Origin of the sequence: Bianquea renquensis, assembly GCF_014384895.1 — a bacterium.
Classification (GTDB): domain Bacteria; phylum Bacillota; class Clostridia; order Lachnospirales; family Bianqueaceae; genus Bianquea; species Bianquea renquensis.
Genome location: NZ_JACRSQ010000015.1, coordinates 39,546 through 53,849 on the forward strand (window position 1 = coordinate 39,546; position 14,304 = coordinate 53,849).

At 46.1% G+C, this 14,304-nt stretch carries 12 protein-coding genes and 2 pseudogenes; 11 read left to right on the forward strand and 3 right to left on the reverse strand.

Annotated elements, in window-relative coordinates:
* Window positions 1–6: 6 nt before the first annotated feature.
* The 3 genes from H8730_RS10700 to H8730_RS10705 all read left to right on the forward strand — a co-directional run bounded on the left by H8730_RS10700 (window position 7) and on the right by H8730_RS10705 (window position 1,255).
* A complete protein-coding gene (locus tag H8730_RS10700; RefSeq protein WP_177719632.1) occupies window positions 7–192 on the forward strand; it encodes a hypothetical protein in 186 nt (61 codons plus the stop codon).
* 121 nt (window positions 193–313) lie between these two features.
* Window positions 314–442, forward strand: a complete 129-nt coding sequence (locus H8730_RS18060; RefSeq protein ID WP_430385386.1) for a peptidoglycan-binding domain-containing protein — start codon at window positions 314–316, stop codon at window positions 440–442.
* A 372-nt stretch (window positions 443–814) separates the two neighbouring features.
* On the forward strand, window positions 815–1,255 hold the full coding sequence (locus tag H8730_RS10705; protein ID WP_177719624.1) for a hypothetical protein: 441 nt from the start codon (window positions 815–817) through the stop codon (window positions 1,253–1,255).
* A gap of 292 nt (window positions 1,256–1,547) precedes the next feature.
* Here the strand turns inward: H8730_RS10705 and H8730_RS10710 are convergent, their stop codons facing one another.
* The gene (locus H8730_RS10710) at window positions 1,548–2,615 is read right to left on the reverse strand and encodes an ArsR/SmtB family transcription factor (protein ID WP_249289820.1); all 1,068 of its coding nucleotides are present in this window, start codon (window positions 2,613–2,615) and stop codon (window positions 1,548–1,550) included.
* Window positions 2,616–2,778: 163 nt separating this feature from the next.
* Between H8730_RS10710 and H8730_RS10715 the strand changes: the two are divergent.
* Window positions 2,779–3,162 (forward strand): annotated as a pseudogene (locus tag H8730_RS10715) (manganese catalase family protein); the annotation flags it as partial.
* A gap of 396 nt (window positions 3,163–3,558) precedes the next feature.
* Window positions 3,559–8,409, forward strand: coding sequence for a SpaA isopeptide-forming pilin-related protein (locus H8730_RS10720; RefSeq protein WP_177717821.1), 4,851 nt, complete (start codon window positions 3,559–3,561; stop codon window positions 8,407–8,409).
* Between the two features lie 97 nt (window positions 8,410–8,506).
* Here H8730_RS10720 and H8730_RS10725 read toward each other — a convergent pair whose 3' ends face one another.
* Window positions 8,507–9,445, reverse strand: coding sequence for a magnesium transporter CorA family protein (locus H8730_RS10725; protein ID WP_177717822.1), 939 nt, complete (start codon window positions 9,443–9,445; stop codon window positions 8,507–8,509).
* A 33-nt stretch (window positions 9,446–9,478) separates the two neighbouring features.
* Window positions 9,479–9,937, reverse strand: a complete 459-nt coding sequence (locus H8730_RS10730) for a HutP family protein (RefSeq protein ID WP_177717823.1) — start codon at window positions 9,935–9,937, stop codon at window positions 9,479–9,481.
* Between the two features lie 318 nt (window positions 9,938–10,255).
* Between H8730_RS10730 and H8730_RS10735 the strand changes: the two genes are divergently transcribed.
* The 6 genes and pseudogenes from H8730_RS10735 (at window position 10,256) to dapA (ending at window position 14,231) form a co-directional block, all read left to right on the forward strand.
* Window positions 10,256–10,786, forward strand: a complete 531-nt coding sequence (locus H8730_RS10735) for a YqeG family HAD IIIA-type phosphatase (protein ID WP_177717824.1) — start codon at window positions 10,256–10,258, stop codon at window positions 10,784–10,786.
* A 9-nt stretch (window positions 10,787–10,795) separates the two neighbouring features.
* Entirely contained in the window at window positions 10,796–11,710 is a 915-nt protein-coding gene (gene aroE, locus H8730_RS10740; protein ID WP_177717825.1) for a shikimate dehydrogenase, read from the forward strand.
* Window positions 11,700–12,197: pseudogene (locus H8730_RS10745) on the forward strand (shikimate kinase); the annotation flags it as partial. The gene aroE and the pseudogene H8730_RS10745, both read left to right, overlap by 11 nt.
* A gap of 9 nt (window positions 12,198–12,206) precedes the next feature.
* On the forward strand, window positions 12,207–12,680 hold the full coding sequence (gene aroQ / locus H8730_RS10750) for a type II 3-dehydroquinate dehydratase (RefSeq protein ID WP_249289825.1): 474 nt from the start codon (window positions 12,207–12,209) through the stop codon (window positions 12,678–12,680).
* Between the two features lie 72 nt (window positions 12,681–12,752).
* Window positions 12,753–13,319, forward strand: a complete 567-nt coding sequence (gene efp / locus H8730_RS10755) for an elongation factor P (RefSeq protein WP_177717828.1) — start codon at window positions 12,753–12,755, stop codon at window positions 13,317–13,319.
* A gap of 30 nt (window positions 13,320–13,349) precedes the next feature.
* Window positions 13,350–14,231, forward strand: coding sequence for a 4-hydroxy-tetrahydrodipicolinate synthase (gene dapA, locus H8730_RS10760; protein ID WP_177717830.1), 882 nt, complete (start codon window positions 13,350–13,352; stop codon window positions 14,229–14,231).
* The last annotated feature ends 73 nt before the right edge of the window (window positions 14,232–14,304 follow it).

A 14,304-nucleotide genomic window follows, 5' to 3' on the forward strand; every position in this document is an offset into this window, starting at 1 on the left:
ATCGACATGGTAAAAGAAACAATAAAGATCGGGAATACGGTGGTCAAAATCAATACGGAGTTTGATGAAGTTCGAACACCAGAACAGTTGGCGGAAGAGCGGCGCAAGATGGAGCAAACCTTTAGCACCATTCTATCCCAAAAATATGGGATGGATATTACATGTACGTTTCGAAAGGCTCCGGTATCATAGACGACCCTGTAGCAAACTAAAGAAGAAGGACGGCAAAAGCCGTCTTTCAAAGAATCTAAAGAGGACAAGCATCAATTCAAGAGCTACAAGAGACCACTCAATTTTCTTTCCGTGTTTCGGTATGGAGGCCGCAGTGCGCAAGTATCAGGCGGATCATGGATTGACGGTGGATGGTATGGCTGGGCGGAGACGCAGGTTAGCTTGTTTCGATAGCAAAAAGGGACCTCCGATTTGGAGACCTTATAGATAGAACGATGAGGGTGTCCCAAAAGTCATGAAATGACTTGAGGGATACCCTCTTCATTTCAAAAAAATAGAGAACGGTTACCACGCCGCTCTCCATTTTCCCTTATTACATGGTATAATAAGGTATGCTCACATTTAAAGATTATACCATGGATCAGTTACAATTACCACTATCTTTTGAAGATCTCATACCTGAAAATCACATGGTGCGGGTTGTAAATACCATCGTGGACAGTCTGGAGCTGTCTCCACTCTACAACAGATACAAACAGGGTGGAATAAGTCTGTTCGGAATTATGACCAGAAGCTGGATGAAAAAATCAAAAACCACCTCCAGGAGATTGACCGGATCGTTGCGGAAGAAAACCATATCTATTTGGAAGAAGATTTAGGGGAAAAGGGTGAAAACACCCGGATCACAGCCGAACAGGTGGCCGCTGTTGTGGAAAGCATTGACAAGAAGCTGGAAGAGAATCCCAAAGACAAGGTACTAAAGAAAACAGCCAGGGAATTTCAAAAGGATATCCTGCCGAGAAAGCAGAAATACGAAATGGCCCTGGAAATCTTTGAAGGAAGGAACAGCTATTCCAAAACAGATCATGACGCTACCTTTATGCGAATGAAAGAAGACGCCATGTTAAACGGGCAGCTCAAACCAGGCTACAACATACAGGTTGGAACAGAGAACCGATATCGTAGGCTTTACCATTCATCCCAATCCCACGGACTGGGCTTGACAAAAAAAGGCCGCCCTTTCGGACGGTTGCGCGTTCTGAATTTGCATATTCTGAGCTTATGTATTATACTGATTTGGTAGTCACACGCTAGTGACAAACTATTCTGTAACATGCTGTTTATGCGGATTTAAAAAGATAAACATACTAAAGCAATAGGCCCTACATCATCTGAATAATGTCTCTCATGTAGAGGCAGCATTTTGTCATTCACTTTGAGTGGATGTTTTCTTTGTTTCATACTAAATTATCTTCCGACAAGTAAAAAACAAGACCTAGCCAAAGCGGATACCAGGGAAGATAAATCGATACAAGATACTGACTGTATCGCAGGGAATTTCCAATTCATATCATCACTCCTTCGTGTATAGTATATCATAATTTTGACTCAACATCAAGAATAAATTGATCTAAATATTCATCAATTATATTTTTTGCGCGCCGCAAATAAATCGGATTTATGCAATAATAGATTTCGGAACCTTTTTTTCGTATCTTTAAAATCACTAACTCGGCATATAAATCCTCAATGTATCTCGAAATTGATGTTCTGGCCAAGTTTAGGCTCCGTCCTAATTGAGACACCGTCATATCCTTTTCGCGCAGTTTTGTTAGAATCTCAAGCTTAACTCGATGACCTAAGGATTCCATAACGGTTGATACGGACATAGAACTGTAGTCAACTATTTGAGATAGAACCGAACAACAATCATATCCCAAAAGGAATGCATGTTTATTTTTATCTGCACTTCTTTGTCGTACAATTAGATATTTATTAAGTAAGCTCACAGAATAGGTCTGGGATTCAAAATGGACGAGATCATCCATTCTATCAGGCCAACATTTCCTGACCATTACTTGATTATCTTCCGAAATAAAATCTTGAACAACTTGAATCTTATTTTTTTGTGTGCTATGAAATGCCTCAATAAACGGCTTCAACTGGTTGAGATACGTGACTAAACTATTGATGACTTCGTTAAAATGGTAAAACATATAGGTAAACTGTTCAATATCGATTCGCTTGCTAAGGAGAGCTAATGCCTTGCCAATACTTTCACCGTCGCGTCGCAGAACCTCATCAAGGGACAGCTGTTCGAGAAAATCCGATAAATAATAGGAATACACAAATCGTTTAAACGATGCCTTATCGGACAGCTTAGCAAGGAAAGAATCTATGGTATCATGAAAGAAATCAAAGGCATCTTGTAAAAATTCAGTCATTACACATGGTCTATCATTATAAAAACAAAAAAAGGGAAAAAGCTGAGGTGGAGGATCTAGATGATTTCTCGCTCTCCTAAGCGTATCATAATTTATAAAAAATGCATCTCGGTCATAATAAAAGCCATAATCTTTAAGTTCTATGTACTTTCTATTGAAATAGATGAGATTGTAATAGATCATATCATAGAAAATACCAACGGATTCATTTATATGCAATACTATCCACTCCAATCCACACAATATGTCTTAAGATTACCACAAACATGTGAATGATGCAAGAGAATTTACAAATTTTCTAGTAAATTGGAAAACGAAAAGCACAGTGGCAACATACGAAGAGATTTGAAAGTAAAAAAATGATTGATAAGGTAAATGCGCTAAAGAATTAGCGCACGTTGAGATGATTTCCACGATGATGTATCAGCTAATGCAGGATGCAACGATAGACGAAATCATAGCCGCGGGGTTAGGTGGCTACTATACACAACATGGTAGAGCGGTGTTCCCGGCGGATGCCAATGGAGTCCCCTTTACGTCGGCATATTTCCAGTCCATGGATGATCCGGTGACCAACTTGCATGAAGATATGGCAGCAGAACAAAAGGCGCGAACCACTTACGAACATCTGATGAACCTGACGGATGACTGCGATGTAATTGATCCTCTCCGTTTTTTGCGTCAGCGCGAGGTCGTTCATTTTCAGAGATTTGGTGAAGCGCTGGATGATGTGAATTTTCATAAGAGCATAAAAAAATGCTATTAGTGATCATATCGCAATCTCAAGATAAGTCCTGAGCTGGCGTTGCCACAGATTCATTTCAATGACGTGCTCCATTTCAAGCGGACGGTTCGCCGTCTGCTTTAGATGGAGCATGTTTTTATTCAAACGGGCTGTGGTTGGCGATCTCATCATTCTGTTCCCAATCTGGAAATAACAAGAAAATAGTGTCAAGTGAACGGATCCCTTGTTATCACGTAGAAAAGCAGGATACTATACGGGATTGCTCCAATTTTTTGGCTTTTTGACACAAATGAATTAAACTATTTATATGAAAGAAGAACAAAACGAAATGGATAAAATCGAGATACACGGCTAAGATGCGGTACAATAAAACTGTAAGGCGATGCAGGAAAATAAACAAAAGAGGGAGGCGACCGAGTGGGACATACATTCCATTGGAAGCGGCTGGTGATTGCAATATCACTGGCAATGTTCGTTCTAATTCAGCCCAAAACGAGGGCAGAGGACTGGAGTAACCGTTTAGACATGCGGGTATACGATGGCTTTATGCGGCGAGAGATCAAAACGTGGAACGGAGTAGAGGCCGGTGGAGGCAATTATAGCTGTATGTTTCTGCGCTCCGATGTACAGGGAACTATAACAGGACAGAAGTTAGAGGCGGGAACACCGGTATATTGCGTTGAGCCGGGAACAAGGATCCACAATAACGCGCAGATGACAGCAAATCCAGATGGACCACAGAATCTCACTGAGCTGACGAATCCGACGCTAACCAACAAAGGCGATATAGAAAAAATTATAGGGCGCATCCTGTTGTATGGTGGGAACTGGCACTGGGGAGGTTGGGTGAAACCTATGGCTCAGGGGGGTGGTTTGGAGACCTATCTGGCAACCCAGGCACTGATCTGGGAGACTGTCATCGGTGAACGGGATGATACGTTTACTCACATTGCGAAACCAACCTGGGCAGCGGCAGATTCACAGAATGCAAAAGAACTATATTCAGGCATTGAGACGTATGAGACGACTTTTCAGCAAGAGTATGCGAGAATCGAGATGGCTGTGCAGAATCACATGAAGCGTCCAAGTTTCACATACGCCACGGCGGTTGAGGCAATGGACAATACCCGCAGAGTTCAAAACAGGAGCGTGACGTTGGACGATGCAAACGGAATCGTATCAAGCTACCAATTTATAGCAACAGGTGCCCAAATCGATAGCATTGGCAACTCGTTAAAGATTACTCTCCATGAGGCAACCGATTCTGTCTTAGCGACAGGACAGAAGCAGTCGGCCGGCAATACGGAGATTCCACTTTTATGGACGACAAGCACTGCAGGCGAGAGAACACAGACATGTATCACGCCGGCGGGGACAGGCGCCGATACAGTGTCCGCCTATGTTGCCCTTCAGCTGACAACCGGGGATCTCGAAATCGAAAAGGTAACAAAAAATAATGATGGCAAACGGGATGGGTTTACCTTTGGAGTTTTTACAGATGCGGAGTGTCTTGATCAGATTGACACATTGATCTCAGACCAGAAGGGAATTGCGGCCAAGACAGGGCTTCTACCGGGGACCTACTGGATAAAAGAAATAGGAGTTCCCCAAGAGTTTATCATCGCAAGTGACAATCCTCAGAAAGTCGTTATCGAGGGAGAGAAAACGGCGACCGTTACGTTTCAAAATAATCGGAAGCGCGGTGAGATCATTCTCCGAAAAATCAACCGAAAACCGGAATGGGGCGAGTATTCTCTGCAAGGAGCGGTTTATGGTCTTTATGCGGCGGAGACCATACGGGATGCAAACGGCAAAACATGGTATGAGGCTGGGCAGGAAGTGGATCGGACAGCGACAGATGAAGCGGGAATAGGGAAATTTACCGATATTAGGCTAGGGCGATACTATGTGAAGGAACTGGCAGCCCCCAGGGGATACATTCTGGACACGACGCCATACGATGTGGCACTGTTGGCGGAGGATGGACAGGAAGAGATTCTGCGCAAACGGATCGATGTCTACGAACAGCCGCAGACAGGCCAAATTCTCTTATCAAAATACTCTGCCGATAGCGCCGTGACAGATGAAAACGGTTCATATTCATTAGCCGGAGCTGAATTTCGAGTCTACCGCGATGCGGAATGTACGGTTCAAGCGGATGTCATGATAACTGATGAAGAGGGAAAGGCTGTATCGGCGAATTTACCCCTCGGAACGTACTATGTGAAAGAGATTCATGCGTCACCAGGGTACCAAGTATCAGAAAAACCTTACGTTGTGAGACTTCAATACGGAGGTCAAACCGCCAATCTTGTGAAAGCGCATCTCAATATACCGCAAAAGCCGCAATATGGACAGATCTCCATCGTAAAGCAAGATTCAGAAACAGGCTCAGAGCCCCAGGGCGATGCTGACCTTGGGGGAGCGGTGTATGAGATTCACTATCAGGAGCCAGATGGAGAACTGGTTGAAACGATCCAGGCGGGAGAGGGAGAGGTGATTGCCTATTCCAGCGATGCTCTTCCGCTGGGAACCTATTATGTCATCGAGAAGCAACCACCTCAAGGTTATACTTTGAATTCAGAAGCGTTGCGAGTGGAAGTGGCCTATGAAGGAGAACGGGTCGAAATAGCGCGCAAGCAGGTATGCATACAAGATCGGGTTATTCAGGGAAAGATCTCCTTGACCAAGTTTGCGGATACGGCACCGGCGGGGCAGGGGGCTGCCCGGAAACCTTTGCAGGGAGTCGTGTTCGGCATTTATCGCAAGTCTGATAATGCAGAGGTCGCGACGGTGAAGACGAATGAAATGGGATATGCACAGAGCGATTGGTTGCCATATGGGCGATACTGCGTGAGAGAGATCCAGCCGTTGGAGGGATATGGAGACATTGAAGAGTTTGATGTTGAGATCTGGGAGGATCAAAAAACCTATTATTACATTTTAGAAAATCATCCGATTCAATCTTATGTTCGAATTGAGAAGCGCGATGCAGCCACGGGAGAGGTCATTCCGGTGGCAGGCGCCAAATTTCAGATGGTAAACGAAAAGACAGGGGAGGAAGTGCGATATAAGATCTATTATCCCACAGAACAGTGGCTTTGCGAGTTTGAGACAGATGATTCTGGAACTTTGACACTGCCGGGTCCACTGGGATATGGGAGGTATCTCCTCTATGAAAAGAAGGCTCCAGACGGCTACATATTAAATGAAAATCCGGTTCAGTTTTCTGTTGAAACTGATATTGAGAGCCCTATCGTGGTATCCTTCTTTGACCAAGCGGCGAAAGGGGAGATTGAAGTTGTGAAAACAGGGGAGATCCTTTCGGATACCTATGTGGAGAAAACAGACTACGGGTTACTGTACCACCCAATCTATGAAAAAAGGGGATTGGAAGGAGCCTCATTTGAAATAATTGCCGCTGAGGATATTTATACACCGGATCACACAAAGCAGGTGGAAAAGGGGGAAATCGTGGACACGATAACCACAGGCGTGGATGGGAGAGCCAAATCAGGAAAACTATATCTGGGACGGTATCGAGTTCGAGAGGTCACGGCCCCTCCAGGTTTTGTTCGAGACACTGCTGTCAACACGGTGGAGCTACGGTATCAAGATCAAACGGCGGAAGTGATCACGGAGACGGTCGCGATGGAGAATAGGCGGCAGAGAGCGATTGTACAGGTACAAAAGGCCGCGGAGCAGGTCGTGTGGTGTGAGAATGGGCCTCAGTATCAGTATGGGCCGGGCGAGGGCTTTGTGTTTGGACTTTACGCGGCTCAGAACTTTTTCTCTACACAGAAAGAAACGGCTATAATCCCACAGGATTCCCTTGTCGACATTCTCATAACTGGACAGGATGGGAGCGCGAAGAGCAAGACAGATCTTCCGCTGGGCGAATATTATCTGAGAGAACTGGATGGACCTTTAGGCTATCTAGCTGCTGACACGACATACAACGTCGATGCCTCCTATCGGGGGGCGGATACATCTGAGTTTCTTGTGACTCCACGGGATGAAGAGGGGGAGACAATGCAGATAGAAAATGAACTGATCAAAAAAAGAATTCATGTTCTCAAAGTTGAGGATGGCGGAGAGATTGGACTAGAAGGCGCGGAATACCAAGTGAGGACTCTAGACGGGATGTTGGTTGAGACATTAAAGACAGACGAGAGGGGAAGTGCGCTGTCTACCTACCTGCCTCTCGGCGAATACGAGTTGATCGAGGTGACGCCCCCTCCGGGTTTCGCGTTGGATTCCCAAGTTTCCCAAGTTACGTTGGACATAGAATCACCGGATAGAATCACCCTTCACAGAATCAATCATCCAACCACATGGAAGATACAAAAGTCGGATGTCTTGACTGGAAAAGCATTGGAAGATGCCGAATTGGAGATATTGGATGAACGAGGTCGATCCCTGATGTGCCAAACCACGGATTCAAGTGGACTTGTAGAGATCACAGGGCTCCTTCCGGGCCGGTACACATTTCGAGAGATTAGGCAACCGAATGGATATCAGCTGGATCAAGGAGTATACCATTTTTGGATCGATGAAGATGGCAGGGGGCATGGAGATTCGCTCCTTTTTAACCGGCCCGTGGAGTGGACAATTCAAAAGATGGACACATATTCGTCAGAGCCGTTAGCCGGAGCAAGGCTCCGAATCAAAGCCATGTCCAGCGGAGAGACAATCGAAAAAGTTACGGATGCGGAGGGAAGGATTCACCTACAGAATCTTCTGGAAGGTGTTTATACTTTTCAGGAAATCCGTCAGCCGGATGGATATCGGGTGGATCCCCGCCAATACCAGTTCGAAGTTTATGCTGATGGCAGTGTTAAGGGGGTGAAGGAGATATGGAATGAGCCAGCTGTTTGGCGGATATGGAAACAGGACCAGCAGACGGGCAAGGAATTGCAGGGAGCTAAGATTGGGCTGTACGATAGCCATGGAGTCCAGCTGTTGACGGTGGAGACGAATGAAGAAGGGTATGTGGACTTCTCATATCTAACGCCGGGGCGGTATTATTTCTGCGAAATTGTCGCGCCACCAGACTATCAACTCAACGATGCAACATACCAATTTGAGGTGCTGGAAGACGGAACGATTCAGGGGGATTCCATCGTATTGAATGACAGAATGGCAAATCCTAAAACAGGGGATTCCAACACCCTTGTCAGGATTGTTCTGCTGGGATTGGGGATGATGGCCTCCATAGGGGGGATCATTGCATTGAAGATACGGTCAAGGCGGAGGTGGAAATCATAGAATAGTTCGTGTTCCGCGAGAGTATATTGTGTCTGTCTTGCGGCGGTCTCTCTGCGATAAAAAACCTGCCGGTCAGGGCAGGGGAGAAGTCCAATGATTAAAACATTTTACCACGTTTCATAAATAATGTGACGGCCAGCGATACGATGGCGGATATGGCGATTACGATTAAAAACGCATAAGGACTCTGCGATAAACCAAAGGGTATCGGAACATTCATCCCGAAGAGGCTTGCTATCACAGTGGGGACTGTCATAACGATCGTAATGGCGGTTAAAGTCTTCATGACGATATTTAAATTGTTCGAGATCACGGATGCAAATGCATCCATCATACCGCTCAGAATGCCGGTATAGATATCTGCCATCTCAATGGCCTGTTTGTTCTCAATGATGACATCCTCAAGCAAATCTGTGTCTTCCGGATATTTTTTGATGACATCGTATTTCATCATCTTTTCAAGAACAACCTCATTCGAGCGCAAGGAGGTTGTGAAATAGACCAAACTCTTGGTCAGCGCAAGAAGTTGAATCAATTCTTTATTCCGCATGGATTTATGGAGTTTTGCCTCGACTTGATCACTTAACCGGTTGATCTGCCGGAGATAACGCAGAAAATACGTGGCATTTTTGTAGAGCAGCTCCAGGATGAAGCGTGTCTTCATATGAGTATGAAAGGGTTTTAAATGCTTTAAATCTTGTAGAATCGGTACAGCTCTCGTGCAGATGGTCAGGATACGGTTGGGCTGCAAGATGATTCCTAAGGGAATTGTGGTGTACACATTGAATTCAGACGAATCGTCGATTTCAATAATCGGCACATCGACGACGATCAGAGTCGCGTTTCCATCCGACTCAATTCGGGAGCGCTCTTCCTCATCCAGGGCAGCCGTTACAGTTTCCCGTTCAATTTCAAACTCTTGACAGATCGTGTTAATCTCCATTTCAGTGGGCGCCGTCAGGTTGATCCAGCAATCAGGTTCAGGGGCAGACAGGACTGTCAATTGACCGTCGATGGTTTTTAAAATTTCCTGCATAGAAGAATCCCTTCTTTCATGAGATATCAGAACTTACTGTGCCTCTTCCGGAAAAGCGGAGGTGTTCAGTTCATCTGGAGAGGGCAGAGAGCGGTGTCCAAGTCCGATGGCGATTTCATTCAGATGAAGCAGACCAATGCTTAAGAATATACAGACACTGATATGTTCCTTGTATCGTGCAATTCCGATTTTGCCGCCTACATTGAGCCCCATAGCTTTTCCTGATACCTGCATGATTGCCTCCTTGGCAGCGCCGACAACAGCTCCATCGTGGAGATGGCAATCCTGTATGATTCCAGTCCGCTTGGAGGCGACGAGAGCGCGTTCCACAATTTTGGGGATGGACTCTAGCAGAGATCCTCCGATGTCAACGGCAACTGACTGAATCCCCTTTTTTTTCAACGCCTCAATCATCTGTTCCTCCATGGAGCGGGACGAGGTTATGGCAACTTTAATTGCAGAGCGTGCAACTTCTGTACTGTCAGATTTCATAGGATCATTCCTTTCGAAAAAGGTCATAAGCGAATGCCGGATTCTCAAATCCCAATACGGGAGAATTGGAAAAACATCAAAAAAGGTCAAAATCGGGATAAAAATAGAAGATAGGCGTTGGAGCGCGTGATAAGTATAATTTGCGCTAATTTACAACCTTTTATTTACTATATCACTTTATCTTAGAAATTGCAACTTTTTTTCAGACCAGTCTCAAGCCGGTGCGCTGTACAGCATCATGAGGGACAGGAAAAATGGTTGCAATTTATCAAAAAATACGATACAATAAAGAAGATTTTAGCAAAAGAGGTGTAGCCTATGTTCACTTGTTTTTATCCCGACCACTATGTGGCATCCATATATGACATCCCGTATGAAGAGCTTTGGAGGAAAGGTGTTCGAGGGCTCTTTTTTGATATAGACAATACCATGGCTCCATATGATCTTCCAAGGCCGGATGCCTCGGCGATACGTCTATTTCAGGAGTTGACCAAAATGCAATTCAAAATATGCATTATGTCAAATGGGAAAAAAGCGAGAGTTGCGCTATTCAATGAAAATTTAAAGGTGCCAGCGGTCCATCGAGCAGGAAAGCCCTTTGGCTATAATCTGCGAAAATCGCTGAAGACCATGGGGCTTAAACCCGGTCAGGCGGCTATGATTGGAGATCAAGTCTTTACTGACGTATGGGCGGGTAACCGAATGGGTATGGTTAGCATTCTCGTCAGTCCGATCTCTGAGAAGGATGAGTGGATCACTAAGATTAAGCGCGGCGCAGAGAAGATCGTGTTGCGCCGGTACAGACAGTTGAACCCATCTTCAGAGCATACAACTCAAAAGAAAAAGTAGGAGGCAGACATGAGCGATAAAGCATGTATGAGCATAGACGGCAACACGAAGCTCTTAGCGGTAGTGGGCGACCCCATTGAGCACACCTTTTCACCTTACATCCATCAGATTTTAATCGAAGCGACAGGAGATAATTTTGCCTATGTACCGTTTCATATTACGAAGGAGCGTTTACTGCAAGGGATTCATGGCGCTTGGGCGCTGGGAATTCAGGGAATCAATGTCACGATTCCTCACAAACAGTTGGTGCGCGAGGCGCTCTATCGCATTGACCCGGAGGCCCAGCTAGTAGGAGCTGTCAATACGCTTCGATGGACGGAGTCTGGATATGAAGGTTACAATACCGATGTGACAGGCTTTCGCAAACTTTTACAGCTCAATCAAATCCCTTTGAAGGATCAGGCGGTACTAATAATTGGCGCTGGAGGAGCGGCGCGCAGCGCGCTGACAAGCTGTCTAGTAGAAGGGGCTGCTAAAATTGGAGTTTATAATCGCACACGGGAGCGCGCGCAGGATATGATTGATAAGTTTGTCGTGCGCGCTCAAAAATATGGAGCGTATCCGATCCCCCCAATCTCTTCAATCTCAGAGGAAGAGCTTTACAAGGGGGAATACTCTGTGGTGTTGCAGACAACCTCTGTTGGAATGTATCCCAATGTTGATGGAATCCCGGTAGACGATCCTCACTTTTTTGATCAAGTATGCCATGTGGCGGATATGGTGTTTAACCCGGAATCAACGAAATTTGTCAATATGGCAAGGGAACGAGGGATCCCCGCGGTCGGCGGTTTGTCAATGCTATTTTACCAGGGGGCAAAATCATACGAAATCTGGACTCAGAGACAATTCTCGGAAGGTGAATTGGAAACCATGCATGAAAAATTTCTTGCCTGGGCGAGGAGGCATTTTCACTATGGCCAGTAACATCGTATTGGTGGGTTTCATGGGGTGTGGTAAGTCGACGGTTGGAAGACGGCTAGCTGCAATGCTTGGGTGGGAATTCGTCGATACGGACACGCGAATTGAAGAAGAGCAGAAGATGCAGGTGTCTGAGATTTTTTTGCGGAAGGGTGAAAGGGCATTTCGAAAGATGGAACGGGATCTGATCCATAGGCTGTCAGAAAGGACCCATCAAGTGATTGCCACAGGGGGCGGCATCATCAAGGATCCCGCGAACTGTCAACGCCTTAAAGAGGGTGGAGCTGTGGTTGTACACATGTACACAGCACCGGAGGAACTGTATCGCAGAATGCGATGCGATACAACCAGACCGCTGTTGGCACCGTATGAGGGGGAAGCGCGGTATGAGGCGATACAAAAGCTTTTGCAGGAACGGTTACCCCTGTACAGGAGTGCTGCGGATATAGAGGTTTCCGTTTTCAAACAATCACCGGAAGACATAGCGGAGGAGATACTCGACATGACAAACGAACTAGAGAAATCGAGCCAGCGGGAAATATGGGTTTGCAACGGACCAAATCTAAATTTTTTGGGAATCCGTGAACCCGAAATCTATGGAGATGAAAACTATGAAGCCCTCAAGCGGTATGTGGTGGAGAGAGGTCAAGAACTTGGAGTGAAGGTCGAGTGCTTTCAGACGAACTACGAGGGGGCCTTACTCGATACGCTACAGGAAGCCCATAGGAAAGGGATCAGCGGGATTGTCATGAACCCAGGTGCATTCACCCATTACAGTTATGCGCTGCGGGATGCCATTGCATCCATCGCAGTGCCGGTTGTGGAAGTCCACATGTCCAATATCCATAAGCGGGAAGAGTTTCGACACCGCAGCGTCACAGCGGCTGAGTGCATTGGTCAGATTTGTGGATTTGGGTTCAAGTCCTATGAGCTGGGCTTGCAAGCTTTATGCAATATTTTGCAAAAAAATGGTTGAAAAAATGTCATCAATCGGTTACACTAGTAAGAAGGAAAATTTGATAAGGATGATAAGAGGAGGAACTATAGTATGGCAGAAGTAATATCCGCCGGTGATTTTCGCAATGGTGTAACCATTGAGTTTGAGGGAGATATTTACACAATAATCGAATTTCAGCACGTAAAGCCAGGCAAAGGCGCCGCTTTTGTCCGCTGTAAGCTGAAAAACATCAAAAACGGTGGAATCATTGAGCGGACATTCCGTCCTTCTGAAAAAGTAGACCGTGCGCACATAGAGCGCCGCGATATGGAATATTTATATAATGATGGCACTCTGTTTTACTTTATGGATCAGGACACGTATGAACAGATCGGTCTCAGCCAGGATCAGTTGGGTGACGCTCTAAAATTTGTTAAGGAGAACGAAAAGGTCAAAATTCTCTCCCACAACAATGTGGTGTTTGGAGTTGAGCCGCCTTTGTTTGTCGAACTGGAAGTCGTACACACGGAGCCAGGCCTTAAAGGAGATACCGCGACCAACGTCATGAAACCGGCGGAGGTGGAGACTGGCGCCAGCATTGCGGTGCCACTGTTCATCAATATCGGAGAAAAGATCAAAATCGATACTCGTACAGGAGAGTACTTGGGTCGAGCGTAAGACAGGGTAAATGAAGGAGGGTATTTATCCATGAAGAAGACGGTTTTTGAAGGCTCAGGCGTGGCGATCATTACTCCTTTTACAGAGGACGGCGTCGAGTATCCTAAGCTGGGGGAACTGATAGATTTCCAAATTCAGCAGGGAACGGATTGCATCGTCATTGCAGGGACGACAGGCGAGGCGTCGACAATGCCGGATCAGGAACATATCCGGACGATCCAGTATACGGTGGAGCGTGTGGCGGGACGGGTTCCCGTTTTGGCAGGCGCAGGCTCTAACGATACCAACCATGGCGCTGCTCTCTGCCGTGCTGCCCAGGATGTTGGGGCGGATGCTGTCTTACTGGTGACGCCCTATTATAACAAGACAACGCAGAGGGGGCTCTATGAGCACTTTGCCGTCATGGCAAAGGCCATTGACATCCCGATCATCCTGTACAATGTACCTTCGAGAACCGGAATGAACATGACCCCGGAGACCGTGGCACGGTTGGCCAAGGATTTTGATAATATCGTTGGCATAAAGGAATGTGAATTTGGCCATGTGGGGGAGCTAAAAAACTTATGTGGCGAAGACTTTTCCATCTACTCCGGCGAGGATGGGTTAGCGGTTCCGCTGATGTCCATGGGAGGGAAGGGCGTCATTTCCGTGCTCGCCAATATAGTCCCGGCTGACGTTCATCAAATGATAAAGGCATGTCTACAGGGGGATTGGGACACAGCCCGACGCCTACAGCTAAAAGCCCTGCCGCTGATCAAGGCGCTGTTCTGTGAAACAAGCCCGATCCCAGTCAAAGAGGCAATGAATATGTTGGGGATGAATGTTGGGGTTTGCCGGTTACCTCTCGTTGAGATGGAAGAGGCAAACCGGGCGAAGTTGAGGCAAGCCATGCTCGATTATGGATTACAGTAAAATACCACAAGATAGAAGAGCAGTGTGATGCATATAGTTATCACACTGCTCTTTTATTGTACAGAAAAGTCCG

Bases quoted from the DNA above. Each gene is read 5' to 3' on its own strand.
- H8730_RS10700 (WP_177719632.1), top strand. From the start codon at position 7: ATGGTAAAAGAAACAATAAAGATCGGGAATACGGTGGTCAAAATCAAT.
- H8730_RS18060 (WP_430385386.1), top strand. From the start codon at position 314: ATGGAGGCCGCAGTGCGCAAGTATCAGGCGGATCATGGATTGACGGTG.
- H8730_RS10725 (WP_177717822.1), bottom strand. From the start codon at position 9,445: ATGCAGGAAATTTTAAAAACCATCGACGGTCAATTGACAGTCCTGTCT.
- H8730_RS10730 (WP_177717823.1), bottom strand. From the start codon at position 9,937: ATGAAATCTGACAGTACAGAAGTTGCACGCTCTGCAATTAAAGTTGCC.
- H8730_RS10735 (WP_177717824.1), top strand. From the start codon at position 10,256: ATGTTCACTTGTTTTTATCCCGACCACTATGTGGCATCCATATATGAC.
- aroE (WP_177717825.1), top strand. From the start codon at position 10,796: ATGAGCGATAAAGCATGTATGAGCATAGACGGCAACACGAAGCTCTTA.
- aroQ (WP_249289825.1), top strand. From the start codon at position 12,207: ATGACAAACGAACTAGAGAAATCGAGCCAGCGGGAAATATGGGTTTGC.
- efp (WP_177717828.1), top strand. From the start codon at position 12,753: ATGGCAGAAGTAATATCCGCCGGTGATTTTCGCAATGGTGTAACCATT.
- dapA (WP_177717830.1), top strand. From the start codon at position 13,350: ATGAAGAAGACGGTTTTTGAAGGCTCAGGCGTGGCGATCATTACTCCT.